The organism is Nocardiopsis ansamitocini (assembly GCF_030268225.1).
Classification (GTDB): domain Bacteria; phylum Actinomycetota; class Actinomycetes; order Streptosporangiales; family Streptosporangiaceae; genus Nocardiopsis_D; species Nocardiopsis_D ansamitocini.
On the sequence record NZ_BSQG01000011.1, the window covers coordinates 85,614 to 99,123 of the forward strand.

General features: G+C 68.1%; 12 protein-coding genes. 8 read left to right on the plus strand and 4 right to left on the minus strand.

What is annotated here, in order from left to right:
* The first annotated feature begins 43 nt into the window (after positions 1-43).
* Both QSJ59_RS21925 and QSJ59_RS21930 read left to right on the plus strand, forming a co-directional pair.
* Complete coding sequence (locus tag QSJ59_RS21925) at positions 44-388, plus strand: metallopeptidase family protein (RefSeq protein ID WP_285761625.1); 345 nt, start codon at positions 44-46, stop codon at positions 386-388.
* A 355-nt stretch (positions 389-743) separates the two neighbouring features.
* Complete coding sequence (locus QSJ59_RS21930) at positions 744-1,967, plus strand: MFS transporter (protein ID WP_432707520.1); 1,224 nt, start codon at positions 744-746, stop codon at positions 1,965-1,967.
* 165 nt (positions 1,968-2,132) lie between these two features.
* Here the strand turns inward: QSJ59_RS21930 and QSJ59_RS21935 are convergent, their stop codons facing one another.
* The 3 genes from QSJ59_RS21935 to acs form a co-directional block, all read right to left on the minus strand.
* Complete coding sequence (locus QSJ59_RS21935) at positions 2,133-2,393, minus strand: PspC domain-containing protein (protein ID WP_285761626.1); 261 nt, start codon at positions 2,391-2,393, stop codon at positions 2,133-2,135.
* A gap of 127 nt (positions 2,394-2,520) precedes the next feature.
* On the minus strand, positions 2,521-3,996 hold the full coding sequence (locus QSJ59_RS21940; RefSeq protein WP_285761627.1) for an alanine/glycine:cation symporter family protein: 1,476 nt from the start codon (positions 3,994-3,996) through the stop codon (positions 2,521-2,523).
* A 348-nt stretch (positions 3,997-4,344) separates the two neighbouring features.
* Positions 4,345-6,318 (minus strand): acetate--CoA ligase, encoded by a 1,974-nt coding sequence (gene acs / locus QSJ59_RS21945; RefSeq protein ID WP_285761628.1) that lies wholly within the window; start codon positions 6,316-6,318, stop codon positions 4,345-4,347.
* Positions 6,319-6,600: 282 nt separating this feature from the next.
* Between acs and QSJ59_RS21950 the strand changes: the two genes are divergently transcribed.
* From QSJ59_RS21950 to QSJ59_RS21975, 6 genes are all read left to right on the plus strand, one after another.
* The gene (locus tag QSJ59_RS21950; RefSeq protein WP_285761629.1) at positions 6,601-7,605 is read left to right on the plus strand and encodes a sensor histidine kinase; all 1,005 of its coding nucleotides are present in this window, start codon (positions 6,601-6,603) and stop codon (positions 7,603-7,605) included.
* On the plus strand, positions 7,605-8,393 hold the full coding sequence (locus tag QSJ59_RS21955; RefSeq protein ID WP_285761630.1) for a LytR/AlgR family response regulator transcription factor: 789 nt from the start codon (positions 7,605-7,607) through the stop codon (positions 8,391-8,393). Before QSJ59_RS21950 ends, QSJ59_RS21955 begins: the two co-directional genes overlap by 1 nt.
* A 26-nt stretch (positions 8,394-8,419) precedes the next feature.
* Entirely contained in the window at positions 8,420-8,743 is a 324-nt protein-coding gene (locus QSJ59_RS21960) for a hypothetical protein (protein WP_285761631.1), read from the plus strand.
* Positions 8,743-10,464 (plus strand): sodium/solute symporter, encoded by a 1,722-nt coding sequence (locus QSJ59_RS21965; protein ID WP_285761632.1) that lies wholly within the window; start codon positions 8,743-8,745, stop codon positions 10,462-10,464. Before QSJ59_RS21960 ends, QSJ59_RS21965 begins: the two co-directional genes overlap by 1 nt.
* A gap of 142 nt (positions 10,465-10,606) precedes the next feature.
* Positions 10,607-10,957: a DUF485 domain-containing protein gene (locus QSJ59_RS21970; RefSeq protein WP_285761633.1), complete on the plus strand. Its 351-nt coding sequence runs from the start codon at positions 10,607-10,609 to the stop codon at positions 10,955-10,957.
* Entirely contained in the window at positions 10,954-12,573 is a 1,620-nt protein-coding gene (locus QSJ59_RS21975; protein ID WP_285761634.1) for a solute symporter family protein, read from the plus strand. Before QSJ59_RS21970 ends, QSJ59_RS21975 begins: the two co-directional genes overlap by 4 nt.
* Before the next feature lie 134 nt (positions 12,574-12,707).
* Here the strand turns inward: QSJ59_RS21975 and QSJ59_RS21980 are convergent.
* Positions 12,708-13,510 (minus strand): DUF732 domain-containing protein (locus tag QSJ59_RS21980; protein ID WP_285761635.1); only part of this gene is annotated, 803 nt, incomplete at its 5' end.

The following is a 13,510-nucleotide window of genomic DNA, read 5'->3' on the forward strand; positions in this document are numbered from 1 at the left end:
GAGGCGCCGCTCGCGCGCGCCCTCATGCCGCACAATACGAGACGTGGTCGAAATATCCCGTGCCAGGTTCGAGGAGCTAGTCGCCGACGCCCTCGACACCATTCCCCAAGAACTGACTCGCTATATCGACAACGTCGTGATCACTGTCTCCGAGGATCCCCCGGTGCCCGGTCTGCTGGGGCTCTACGAGGGCATCCCGCTCACCGAGCGGGGGGACGGGTACGCAGGCGTGCTGCCGGACCAGATCTTCATCTATTGGCGTGAGATCTGCGCGTTCTGCACGACGGCGGAGGAGGTGGTGGACGAGGTTCGGATCACTGTCGTGCACGAGATCGCTCATCACTTCGGGATCGACGACGACCGTCTGCACGAGCTCGGCTGGGCCTGAGACCGGGGCGAAGAGGCCGGACGGCGGTGGATCTCGGTCGGCCGGAAGGGAGCGGAGATCATGACCGCAAAAGCGGTCGCCGTCCAGCTATAACAACGACTCAGACACGAATTTGACCAAACGGCTTGCGTAAGCAGCCGCAGATCAGGAACGTTATGTTACCAAGCAGAAACCGAGAGTGACTTCAGGGCAAACAATCGAGGGGGCCGTCAGGGTGGGCGATCCGGGTACGGACAGCCGCGAGTTCGAAATCCCGCGCCAGAACAACGGTGCACACGAAACCACACCCCCCGAAAGCGACACCGAATCCCCAAACGCCTCTTCACCGGACTGGCGCCGCAGCTACCGCGATGTGATGCGAGTCCGGGAGTTCCAGGCCCTGTGGTTGGCGCACGCCCTGTCGATGACCGGCAACTACCTGCTCAACATCGTGGTGACGGTACTGGTTTTCCAACAGACCGACTCTGCTTTTCTGACCGGTCTGACCCTGGCCCTGACCTTCCTGCCGCCGATCATCGCCGGCCCTCTGCTCTCAGGTCTTGCCGACCTCTTCCCGCGGCGCCGGGTCATGGTGATCAGCGACGTGATCCGCGCCTGCTTGGTGATGTGCATCGGCATCCCGGGAATGCCCGTGTGGGGTATCTGGGTGCTGCTCTTCTGTTCGATCATGCCGACCATCCCGCACGGTGCGGCGCGGGTTGCGCTCATGACCGAGGTCGTCCAGGGCGAGCGCTATGTGGCCGGGTCGGCCATCATCGGGATGACCCAGCAGGCAGGAACTCTCGTCGGCCTGGTCGCCGGGGGCGCGGTGATGGTCATGGTCGGCGCGGGAACGGCCGTCGTCTACAACGGGTTCGCCTTCCTGCTGTCGGCGCTCATCCTTTTGGTGGGGGTGCGAGCGCACCCTCCGCTGACGGCCAAGGCCAAGGACGACAGGCGGCCCGGACTGCTGGTACTCATCCAGGAGGGCACGCGTCTGGTCTTCAGCGACGCCCGCCTGCGGACCCTGTCGCTGTTCGCCTGGCTGGCAGGGCTGTACATGATTCCCTACGGTCTGGCCAACCCGCTGGCGGCGGAGATCGGCGGTGGCACGGCCGCGGCCGGCCTGATCATGGCGGGCCCGTCGATCGGCGCCGTGCTCGGCGGCCTCGTCCTGACCAGGCTGATCAGTCCGCAGACCCGGATGCGGATGATCGGGCCGCTTGCGATGATCGCATCGCTGCCGTTGCTGGTCTGGCTGGTCCAGCCCCCGCTGTGGGTCATGGTGGTGGCGTTGGTCGTCTCCGGGATGGCCGCGGCCTACCAGTTCGTGGCCAACGCGGCCTTCGTGCTGTGCGTACCCTCCGGTGGCCGCGGGCTGGCGTTCGGGCTGGTCGCCGCCGGCCTGCAGGTGGCACAGGGCATCGGGATCGCGATTGCGAGCCTGCTGGTGGGGGTCGTCGGTATCCAGGCCGTCATCGTGACGGCGGGCGTTCTGGGCTCGCTCTGCGCGTTGGTGCTGATCGCGCCGTGGTCCCGGCTGTCCCGCGGGACCATCGAGTTGATGCACCGGCCGGAGCCAAGCGTCAACGAGGCGTAGCGCGCTATCCCCCGGACCCGCCGTGCTGGCCGGGGGTAGGCTTTCCCGGGCTCCGCTCTCCTTCGTCGGCCGTCCCCGTGCCGCCCTCGCCCGATCGTGCGAGCCTTTCCAGGACCTCCCGGGGCAGGCGCCTGACGCGCCCGCCCCGTGCCCGCAGACTCCAGGTCACAGCTTGCTCTCCTTGCCCTGGAAGTTGCGGATGATGTGCTCCAGGACCGATGACTGGGCGCCTTCCTCGGGCATCAGCAACCAGGCGATGAGGTAGAGCAGGATTCCGCTGCCGCCCAGGAGGGTGAAGACGGCGAAAGCGAGGCGGACGATGTTGGCGTCCACCCCGGTGAAGGCGCCGATCCCGCCGCACACACCGGTCAGGACGCGCTGGCTCTTGCTCCGTCGGAAGCTCTTCTTGCCGAAGTTCTCGTTCATGGTTCCAAGCCTGCCCTCTGAGGGCCGGAGATCACATCGGGAACGCCCCTGGCCTACCCCTGAACCGACCCTGAGCGGGTTCCCGTGGTGTTTCCACGGCCCGGTCGGGGAGAAGCACCGGTGCGGCTCAGACCGCCTCGGTCTCCTCCGTCTCCTCCGTCTTGTCGTTTCGGTGGACACGCTCGCGCTCCCAGCACTGCACTCCCCGGACACCGGGGAGGCGGTCCCTGGTGAAGACGGGGTCGAGCCCTTGGCGGCGCTGGTCGTTGAAATCCTTGAGCAGCCGCATCGCCAATCCCCCCAGCGGGACGATGGCGGCCAGGTTGATCATGGCCATGACGCCCATCGTCACGTCGGCCAGGCTCCACACCAGTTCGAGGGAGGCCACCGAGCCCAGGAAGATCATCACGAGGACGAGGAAGCGGTAGACGGTGATGTAGAGCGGGTTGCCCGACAGGAAGCCCAGGTTGGACTCGCCGTAGTAGTAGTTGCCCAGCACTGAGGTGAAGGCCAGCAGGAAGATGATGAAGGTGAGCAGGTGCAGTGACCAGGTGCCCAGGTTGGCCTGGAGCGCGGTCTGGGTCAGCTCCGCACCGGCGCCTTCGCCGTAGGCGGGGTTGGACACCAGGATGATGAACGCGGTGATGGAGCAGACGATCATGGTGTCGAAGTAGATTCCGAGGGTCTGGGCGAGGCCCTGTTTGACCGGATGGCTGACCGCGGCGGTCGCGCCGGCGTTGGGCGCGGAACCCATGCCCGCTTCGTTGGAGAACAGGCCGCGTCGGATACCCATCATGATCGCGGCCCCGACCCCGGCCGCACCGATCTCGCGGATGCCGAACGCCGAGGTGACGATGTCGGAGAACACCGACGGCACTCGCTCGACGTTCATCGCGACAACCACGATGCCCATGAGCAGGTAGATGAACGCCATGAAGGGGACGGCGGTCTGGGCCACGCCGGCGATGCGGCGCACGCCGCCGAAGACGACGACGCCGGTCAGCAGCGCCAGCAGGACGCCCACGAGGGGGGCCAGCCAGGGGGCGGTCCCGCCGTTGGCCGTGGCCACGGAGGTGGAGAGCGCCGAGGTGATGCTGTGCGCCTGGACCATGTTGAACACGAAGCCGAACGTGAAGATGATGACGACGGCGAAGACGACACCGAGCCAGCGGGCGTTGAGCCCGTGTTGCATGTAGTAGGCGGGACCGCCTCGGTAGCCCGTGCTGTCGCGGATCTTGTACAGCTGGGCGAGGGTGGACTCCACGAACGCGGCGGCGCCCATCACGAGGCCGATGATCCACATCCACAGCACCGCGCCCGGTCCGCCGAGGCTGATGGCGATGGCGACACCGGCGACGTTTCCGGTACCCACGCGGGCCGCGGCCGAGATCGCGAATGCCTGGAAGGAAGAGATCGACGCCCTGCCGTCAGGGGCGGTCTCGGGACTGGCCGCGATGCTGCGCACCATCTGCGGCAGCATCCTGACCTGCACCATTTTGGACCGCACGCTGAAGTACAGGCCGACGATGACGAGCACCGGGATGACGAGAAAGGTCCAGAAGTGGTTGTTGACCACTTCGATCACTTCGGTCAGAGCTTCCATGAAGTTTCCCTGCTTCAGAGAAATCGCTTGCGTGGCCGCGATGGACGGCATCGCGGCCACCCTGGCTCCATCGGCGAACACTCCTTCTCAGGTCACGACTGTCGGCCGCCGGCCGGCATCCGCTGACCGGTCGTTTGCGCACGTCACCCTGACACCAAGCTGTCTGACAGGTTCACGAGCTAAGCCTGAACTCGTGTGGCATTGGCTGTCAATAGTTGGCTTTTTATTGTTTTTGTACGCGATCCGAAAACAGAGAGCATTTTTCCGGCTACGTTTGGTGAAAACGCTCAGGGGGCGCGCCGCCCTTACGGGTCGACACGCCCCCTGTGCTCCCGGGCGGCGGCAGTTTTACTCCGCGGACTTGCCGTCCTTGAGCCCGGCCGAAATCAGCCCCATGACGGAGGAGTCGGCCAGAGTGGTGACGTCTCCGACCTCGCGGTTCTCCGCGACATCGCGCAGCAGCCGACGCATGATCTTGCCCGATCGGGTCTTGGGCAGCTCGGGCACCACCATGATCTGGCGGGGCTTGGCGATCGGGCCGATCTCCTTGGCGACGTGGTTGCGCAGGGCCGCGATGGCCTCCTCGCTGCCCGCCTCGTCCGCGACGACGTTGCCGCGCAGGATCACGAAGGCCACGATTCCCTGGCCGGTGGTCTCGTCGGAGGCGCCCACCACTGCTGCCTCGGCGACGCTGGGGTGCGACACCAGGGCGGACTCCACTTCGGTGGTGGAGATGCGGTGCCCGGAGACGTTCATGACGTCGTCCACCCGGCCCAGCAGCCAGATGTCGCCGTCGGCGTCGTACTTGGCGCCGTCCCCGGCGAAGTAGCAGCCCTCGTCGGCGAACCTGGACCAGTAGGTGTCGCGGAAACGCTGCTCGTCGCCCCAGATACCGCGGAGCATCGCCGGCCAGGGCTTGTCCAGGACGAGGTAACCGCCTGAGCCGTGCGCAACCTCGGTCGCGGTCTCGTCGACGACCTTGGCACTGATGCCGGGGAGGGCCTTCTGTGCGGAGCCGGGCTTGGTGGCGGTGACCCCGGGCAGCGGAGAGATCATGATCGCGCCGGTCTCGGTCTGCCACCAGGTGTCCACGATCGGGGCCTTCCCGGCACCGATGTTCTCGCGGTACCACAGCCACGCCTCGGGGTTGATGGGCTCTCCGACAGAGCCGAGCACGCGCAGGCTGGAGAGGTCGTAGCCCTGAGGAATCTGCGCACCCCACTTCATGAAGGTGCGGATCAGGGTGGGCGCGGTGTAGTAGATGGAGACCTTGTACTTCTGCACGATCTCCCAATGCCGCCCCTCGTGCGGGGTGTTGGGCGTGCCCTCGTAGACGACCTGGGTGGCGCGGTTGGCGAGGGGCCCGTAGACGATGTAGGAGTGCCCGGTGACCCAGCCGATGTCGGCGGTGCACCAGTAGACGTCCTTGCCCGGCTTGTGGTCGAAGACCACGTTGTGGGTGTAGGCGGCCTGGGTCAGGTATCCCCCGGAAGTGTGCAGGATGCCCTTGGGCTTCCCGGTGGTCCCCGAGGTGTAGAGGATGAAGAGCGGGTGCTCGGAGTCGAATGCCTGGGGGGTGTGTTCGCCGGACTGGGCGTCGACGAGCTCGTGCCACCACAGGTCGCGCCCCTCGGTCCAGGGAACCTCGGTGTCGGTGCGCTTGACGACGAGGACCTTCTCGACCGATTCGGAGCCCGCCAGCGCCTCGTCGATGTTCTCCTTCATCGGGGCGGCCTTGCCGCGGCGGTACTGGCCGTCGGAGGTGATCACCAGCCGAGCGGCTGCGTCGTCCACCCGGGAGCGCAGCGCGGCGGGCGAGAAGCCGCCGAACACGACACTGTGGGTGAGGCCCAGCCGGGCGCAGGCCAGCATGGAGACGATGGCCTCGGGGATCATCGGCAACTGGATGGCCACCCGGTCGCCGGGGCGCAGCCCCAGCGATTCGAGGGCGTTGGCAGCCTTGGAGACGTCGGTCTTGAGCTGGGCGTAGGTGATGTCGCGGGAGTCCCCGGGTTCGCCCACCCAGTGGATGGCGACCTGGTCGCCGTGCCCGTCGTCGACGTGACGGTCCACGCAGTTGTAGGCGACGTTCAGCCTGCCCCCGACGAACCACTTGGCGAAGGGGGCGTCCGACCAGTCCAGCACCTGGGACCAGTTGGTGTCCCAGTGCAGGCGTCCCGCCTGGGAGGCCCAGAATTCTTCACGGTCCGCGTCTGCCTCGTCGTAGAGCGCTGCGGTGGCGTTGGCCTGCGCGGCGAAGTCCTGATCCGGGGGGAAGGAATCGCTCTCGCCCATCAGGTTCGACAACACCTCGTTGCTCATGTCAACTCCCGACATATGTGATGCTCGATACCGTAACGACAACCGTAGGGCGCGAGAGGCCGTCAGCACACGACCGGCACGATCAGGCGTACCCCATGCGCGACAAAAGGCACCCAGAACGGGACGAACGGTCACCGCGGGCCCACTGTGCCGCAGCCCGCAATCTACTATTTCCTTCATCACATTCCCGAGGCTGGGACACCCATGCAGGCGCGCACCGATCACCCGAAAGGCGGCAGACCGCACCGATCGTGGCGCTCCTCGACTCCGCATGGTGCACCCATGGCGACGCTGCGTGCCGCACGTGCGGTGGCGGACGGGCTCAGGGACGGCCTGAACGGTCCCGGCGTCCGCTGCTCGGCCCGTCGGCTGCGCCGGCTGCTGGGGGTGGACGGGGTCGCGCTGGGCGACCTGTCGGGCGCCCTGGTGTGGTCGGGGCGCCCCGCTGCCGAGGCCGCCGTGGCACCACTGGTCGAGAGCGTGCTGCACACCGAGTACGCCCAGGGAAAACCTCCGTTGCTGGCGGTCCCGGTTCATGCCGGCGACGAGTTGGCCGGGGTCATGGTGTCCGCCGGGGACGCACGCTCCTCGGCGGTGCGCGAGGCCGCGGACTGGGTCGCCGACGCGCTGGAGCGCTACCTGTTGGAGGAGTCCGCGGACCGGGCCGCCCAGGCGGAGTTGCGGGCGCTGCGCGCGGAGATCTCACCGCACTTCGTCTACAACGCGTTGACCGTGATCGCCTCGCTGGTCCGCTCAGAACCCGACCGCGCCCGTGACTTGATGCTCGACTTCGCCGATTACACCCGCTACAGCCTGGCGCGCCACGGCGACTACACGATGGTCGCCGACGAGTTCCAGGCGATCGAGACCTACCTGGCCCTCCAGCGGGCCGTGCTGGGCGACCGGCTCCGCGTGCAGGTCAGGGTCGCGCCGGAAGTCCTGGGGGTGGCTGTTCCGGTGCTCGTGCTGCAACCCCTGGTGGAGAACGCCATCAAGCACGGCATCGAGCCGCGCTCGGGAGCCGGGACGGTGCAGGTGGCCGGGCAGGCCGAAGGCAACGATTGCGTGATCAGTGTGGAGGACGACGGGCTTGGCATGGAGCCCGATCGGGCCAGGGCCATCCTCGCCGGGAAGGGCCGCCCCGACAGCGTCGGCCTGGCCAACGTGGACCGCAGACTGCGTCAGGTCTACGGCGCCTGGTACGGCCTGGTCGTACAGACCGCGGTGGACGCCGGGACCCGGGTGGTCGTACGCGTACCGAGATTCCAGCCGGGAGTGATGCCGTGATGACAGCAACGGGTGGCGGACTGCGCGTCCTGGCCGTGGACGACACGCCGCTGGCGCTGGCCGACCTGTGCCGGCTGCTGCGCGAGGTGCCCGAAGTGGCCGAGGTCGTGCCCGCCGAGGACCCGGTGAGTGCGTTGCGCATCATCCAGGGTGACCGCTTCGACGCGGTTTTCCTGGACATCTCCATGCCCGGCCTGAACGGGATGGAGCTCGCCTCGCTGTTGACCAGGATGACCGAGCGGCCCGAGATCGTGTTCGTCACGGCGCACCAGGAGCACGCGATCGATGCGTTCGGCATCGGCGCGGTGGACTACCTGCTCAAACCGGTGCCCGCCGAGCGGTTGTCGGCAGCGGTCGCCAAGGTGGCCCGGCTGGTGGCGGCGCCGGTCGAGAACGGGCCGGCCGCACGGGTACCCGACGCCATGGCCGCCCTCCCGGTGGAGACGGCGGGACGCACCCGTTACGTACGACGCGGCGATGTCCAATACGTCGAAGCCAACGGCGACTACGTGCGACTGCACACTCCCGGCGGGGCGCACCTGGTACGGATGCCCATCTCCCGGCTGGAGGAGTACTGGGAAGGAAGCGGGTTCGTCCGGGTTCACCGCGGTTACCTGCTGGCGTTGGACGCGGTGCGCGAGTTGCGCAGCGACTCGGTGGGCGGGCTACTGGCCCACACCGACCTCGGTGACGTGCCGGTAAGCCGTCGGCACTCCCGCGAGCTGCGCGAACAACTGCTGCTGGCCGCCCAGCGCGGCGAACTCGAACGCCCCGACCGGCCGGCCTGATGCCCAACCGCGCCAGACGCGTGGCGGTGACCAGCCCACAGACCCGGCTCGCCCATTCGCGTGGTCGGGCCCGCGGGCGCTGGCGGGTCCCCCGGCTCGAATCCACCGACGCCGAACGGGCCGCGGAGTTGTACCGCCGGCAGCGGGCGCTCGGCGCGGTTTCCCTGCTTCTGGTGCTGATCCTGCTGGTGGGCCTGCCGTTGGTGTTCTGGGCCTGGCCCGAACTCGACAGTGTGCGTCTTGCCGGTGTGCCGGTGTCCTGGTTGATGCTGGCGGTGCTGCCCTATCCCTTGATGGCGTTTCTCTCCTGGTGGCAGTTGCGCGGGGCCGAGCGGATCGAGGAGCGCTGATGGTAGCGCTGATGGCGGTCGCCCCCTTGGTGCTGGTGACGCTGCTCATCGGGTTGCGCGGTGTGGCCGCGATGCGCACCACCTCGGACTTCCTGGTCGCCTCCCGACGCGTGTCGCCCCTGCTGAACTCGGCTGCGGTCTCGGGTGAGTACCTGTCGGCGGCGTCGTTCCTCGGTGTGGCGGGATTGATCGTCAAGGACGGCGTGGGTGCCCTGTGGTATCCGGTGGGGTTCACGGCGGGCTATATCGCGATGCTCATCCTGGTGGCCGCGCCGATGCGCCGCTCGGGTGCGCTCACGGTGCCCGACTTCGCCGAAGCGCGGCTGGCCTCTCCCGGACTGCGGCGGCTCAGCGCGCTGGTGGTGCTGGTGATCGGCGTGCTCTACCTGGTGCCCCAGTTCCGCACCGCGGGCCTGGTGCTGAGCGCGGTGAGCAGCACCCCCTACTGGGTGGGCGTGGTGATCTCGGGGACCGTGGTCAGCGCGACGCTCGCCCTGGGCGGGATGCGTGCGGCCACGTATGTGCAGGCATTCCAGTTCGTGGTGAAACTCCTGCTGTTCATCGTGCCGGCGATCTGGTTGGTGGCGCAGGTGGGCCCGGAGGTGCGCCACTCCGCTGTGCACCCGGTCGAGTTCACCCGGTTCGACCGCGACACCCCGGTGTCCTTCCAGGTCGACGTGGTCCTGGAGGTGGACACGCCCACGGTCGTGCGTTCCTCGGACGGGCAGGAGAGCGTGCTGACACCGGGACGACTGGACGTCCAAGCAGGTCAGACCCTGGTCTTCGAGAAGGGCGGACAGGTGCCCGCGGTACGCGGCGCCGCGCCGTTGGGGGGCGAGGAGTGGCAGCGCCCACTGCTCAACACCAACAACGCCGGTTACCCGTTACTGGGGACGCTGGCCATCCTGACGGCCACCGTACTGGGCACGATGGGGCTGCCCCATGTGCTGATGCGCTTCCACACCAGCCCGGACGGACGTTCCGCGCGCCGCACCGCGGCGATCACGGTGGCGCTGCTGGGGATGTTCTACCTTTTCCCCGGCGTCTACGGGGCGTTGGGGCACGTGCTGGTCCCGCAGTTGTACCTGTCGGGGACCACCGACACGGTGGTGGTGGCGCTGCCCACCCAGGTGGACACCGGGTGGGCCGGGACCGCGTTCAGCGCGCTCCTGACCGCGGGTGCGTTCGCGGCGTTCCTGGCCACCTCGCTGGGCCTGCTGCTGGCGGTCTCCGGTGCGATCGCCCACGACCTGGTACCGGGTGGGCTGCGCAGGGTCCGCATCACGGTGCTGCTGGCCGCCGCGGCCATGGTCCTGCTTGCGCTCCCCTCCGCACGCTTGGATGCCGGAGTGTTGGTGACCTGGGGTTTCACTGTCACCGCGGCGACGTTTTGTCCGCTGCTGGTCCTGGGCATCTGGTGGTCGGGACTGACCAGGACGGGGGCGCTGAGCGGTATGCTCGCCGGTCTCCTGGGCACCTCCGGAGCGATCGTGCTGGCGCTGGCCGGCCCGCAGGTGGACGGCTGGCAGGGCATCCTGATCACCCAGCCCGCACCGTGGGCCGTACCGCTGGCGTTCGCCACGATGGTGGTGGTCTCGTTGTTCGGGCGTCCCTCTCCGTGGGCCCGCAAGGCGATGCTGCGGCTCCACCTCGACGAGCCTCCTCCCCACGGCCCGACCGCGGATCCCCCCCAGCCGCCCGGGGACGACCGCTCGGCATGACCCGGGTGCCGTTCGTCAGCCGCTCGTCGCGCCTGGCGTCGTTCGGACCGGTTCTCCTGGCCCACCGAACACCGACCTCCCTAATGTGTCGCGAAACACATGTGTCCCCCGACACACATGTGACGTGATGCGGAGGTCTGTGGTGACGGATACCGAGAACGGCCGCCCTGACGGGCAGGGGCCCGAACCGGACTGGGAGGCGGTGCAGGCGAGCCCGGAGTTCCAGGAACTGCGGCGCCGACTACGGGTCTTCGTGTTCCCGATGACCGCGTTCTTCCTGGGGTGGTACCTGCTCTACGTGCTGGTCGCCGACTACGCGCACGACTTCATGGCGATTCCCCTGTTCGGCAACATCAACATCGGCATCGTCTTCGGGCTCCTGCAGTTCGTGTCGACGTTCATCATCACCGGGCTCTACGTGCGCTATGCCGGGCGCCGCCTCGACCCGATCGCGGACAAGATCCGGCACCAGGTCGAGGAGGGGGCCAAATGAGCGCGACCCTGCACTCCGCACAGGGCCTGGAAGCGATCAACCCGGTCCTGAACTTCAGCATCTTCGGTGCGTTCGTCCTGATCACCCTGGTGATCGTGTTCCGGGCAAGCCGCAACACCAAGACCGCCGCGGACTACTACGCGGCCGGACGCTCCTTCAGCGGACCGCAGAACGGCATGGCGATCGCCGGCGACTACCTGTCGGCAGCGTCGTTCCTGGGCATCGTCGGCGCGATCGCGCTCAACGGCTACGACGGCTTCCTGTACTCCATCGGCTTCCTGGTGGCCTGGCTGGTGGCGCTCCTGCTCGTGGCCGAGCTGATGCGCAACACCGCCAAGTTCACGATGGGCGACGTCCTGGCCTTCCGGATGCGCCAACGGCCCATCCGCGCCGCGGCGGCCATCTCCACCCTCGCGGTCTCCTTCTTCTACCTGCTGGCCCAGATGGCGGGTGGCGGTGCGCTGGTCAACCTGCTGCTGGGAATCCGCAGCGAAGCCGGCCAGAACGCCATCATCGCCGCGGTCGGCGTCGTGATGATCCTCTACGTGCTGATCGGCGGGATGAAGGGCACCACCTGGGTGCAGATCATCAAGGCCGGACTGCTCATCGCCGGCGCCGGCGCGATGACCGTGTGGGTGCTGGCCATCTACGGCTTCGACTTCTCCGGCGTGCTCGCCGACGCGGTGGCGCAGGAAGGCGGCAAGGGAGAGGCACTGCTGGCGCCGGGCGCCCAGTACGGCATGAACGAGATCTCCAAGCTGAACTTCCTGTCCCTGGGCATCGCGCTGGTGCTGGGCACCGCCGGCCTTCCGCACGTGCTGATGCGCTTCTACACCGTCCCCACCGCCAAGGACGCGCGCCGCTCGGTGGTGTGGGCGATCGCGCTGATCGGCCTGTTCTACCTGTTCACCCTGGTGCTGGGCTACGGCGCGGGTGCCCTGGTGGGTCCGGAGCAGATCAACGACGCGCCGGGCGGGGTGAACTCGGCCGCGCCGCTGCTGGCCCTCGCGTTGGGCGGACCGCTGCTGCTCGGGTTCATCGCCGCGGTGGCCTTCGCCACCATCCTCGCGGTGGTCGCGGGTCTGACGATCACGGCGTCGGCGTCGTTCGCCCACGACGTCTACGCGAGCGTCATCAAGAAGGGCAAGGTCGAGAACCAGAACAGCGAGGTCCGGGTCGCCCGGATCACCGCGCTGGTGATCGGGGCGGTCTCCGTCCTCGGCGGCATCCTCGCCAAGGAACAGAACGTCGCCTTCCTGGTCGCGCTGGCCTTCGCGGTGGCGGCCTCGGCGAACCTGCCGACGATCCTGTACACGCTGTTCTGGAAGCGCTTCAACACCCAGGGCGCGCTGTGGAGCATCTACGGCGGGCTCATCGTCACCATCACCCTGATCGTGTTCTCGCCGGCGGTGTCGGGCTCGGAGACCGCGATGTTCAAGAACGCGGACTTCGCCTGGTTCCCCTTGGCCAATCCGGGGCTGGTGTCCATCCCGCTGGCCTTCTTCCTCGGTTGGCTGGGCACGATGCTCTCCAAGGAGAGCAACGACAAGAAGCAGGCCGAGATGGAGGTCCGCTCCCTCACCGGCGCGGGCGCGGAGAAGGCCGCGGAGCACTGACCGCGCAGGACTCCTTTTCGAGGGGCTGCTCACGGGAGGACGCCTTGCGGCGGCCCCCGAGGGCGGCTCCTCGCCGTTTGCCTCCCCTGTCTTCTCCCCTGCCGAACGGCGAGGGGGCCGCAACGTACGGCCGGCTACTCGGCGAAGCTGTCGAGTTGGTCCTCGTGCTGGGGGCAGTAGCTGACGATCGCGGCGCCGAGCAGCGCACCGTGGGCGGCCGAGGCGTCCTCGTCCGCGCCGACCTCCGCGATGGCCTCCAGGGCCAGGAGGGTCAGCGTGTCGCCGTCGTCGAGCCGGCTGCAGACGGTGTGGCCCCGGTCGACGAGGTCGCCGTCGCTCTCATCCTCCCAGTACGCGCCGTACTCGTTGCTGCGGACCGCGAGGAGGAACACCGACTCGGTGAGCGCGTCGGTGGCGTAGGTGTGTTCCGGCTCGGGGGAGGGCGAATCCGTCTCGACCGGCTCGGGAGAGGGCGGATCAACGGGTGTCGCGGAGGTCTCCACCGGAGACGGGGACGGAGTGGGCTCGGTGTCGCCCGAGAGCATCATCCCGGCCGCCACGGTGCATCCGCCGATGATCACCACGAGGACCGCACCCACGATCGCGGCTATCGCGCAGCCCGACATGCCGGTCCGGCCCTGGCCCGGCGGCGGGTACTGCGGCCCGTTCGGCTGACCCGGGCCCTGCCCCGGATACGGCCCGGACGGCTGGTTCGGATAACCACCGGAGGACTGCTGGTAGGGGTCCTGCCCCGGGTAGGGCCCGGAGGGTTGAGCAGGATAACCGCCCGAAGGCTGCTGATAGGGGTCCTGGCCCGGATACGGCCCGGACGGCTGGTTCGGATAACCACCGGAGGACTGCTGGTAGGGGTCCTGCCCCGGGTAGGGCCCGGAGGGTTGAGCAGGATAACCGCCCGAAGGCTGCTGATAGGGGTCCT

Coding starts and splice junctions, on each gene's coding strand:
- QSJ59_RS21930 (WP_432707520.1), top strand. CDS start 744: ATGCGAGTCCGGGAGTTCCAGGCCCTGTGGTTGGCGCACGCCCTGTCG.
- QSJ59_RS21935 (WP_285761626.1), bottom strand. CDS start 2,393: ATGAACGAGAACTTCGGCAAGAAGAGCTTCCGACGGAGCAAGAGCCAG.
- QSJ59_RS21940 (WP_285761627.1), bottom strand. CDS start 3,996: ATGGAAGCTCTGACCGAAGTGATCGAAGTGGTCAACAACCACTTCTGG.
- acs (WP_285761628.1), bottom strand. CDS start 6,318: ATGAGCAACGAGGTGTTGTCGAACCTGATGGGCGAGAGCGATTCCTTC.
- QSJ59_RS21950 (WP_285761629.1), top strand. CDS start 6,601: ATGGCGACGCTGCGTGCCGCACGTGCGGTGGCGGACGGGCTCAGGGAC.
- QSJ59_RS21955 (WP_285761630.1), top strand. CDS start 7,605: ATGACAGCAACGGGTGGCGGACTGCGCGTCCTGGCCGTGGACGACACG.
- QSJ59_RS21965 (WP_285761632.1), top strand. CDS start 8,743: ATGGTAGCGCTGATGGCGGTCGCCCCCTTGGTGCTGGTGACGCTGCTC.
- QSJ59_RS21975 (WP_285761634.1), top strand. CDS start 10,954: ATGAGCGCGACCCTGCACTCCGCACAGGGCCTGGAAGCGATCAACCCG.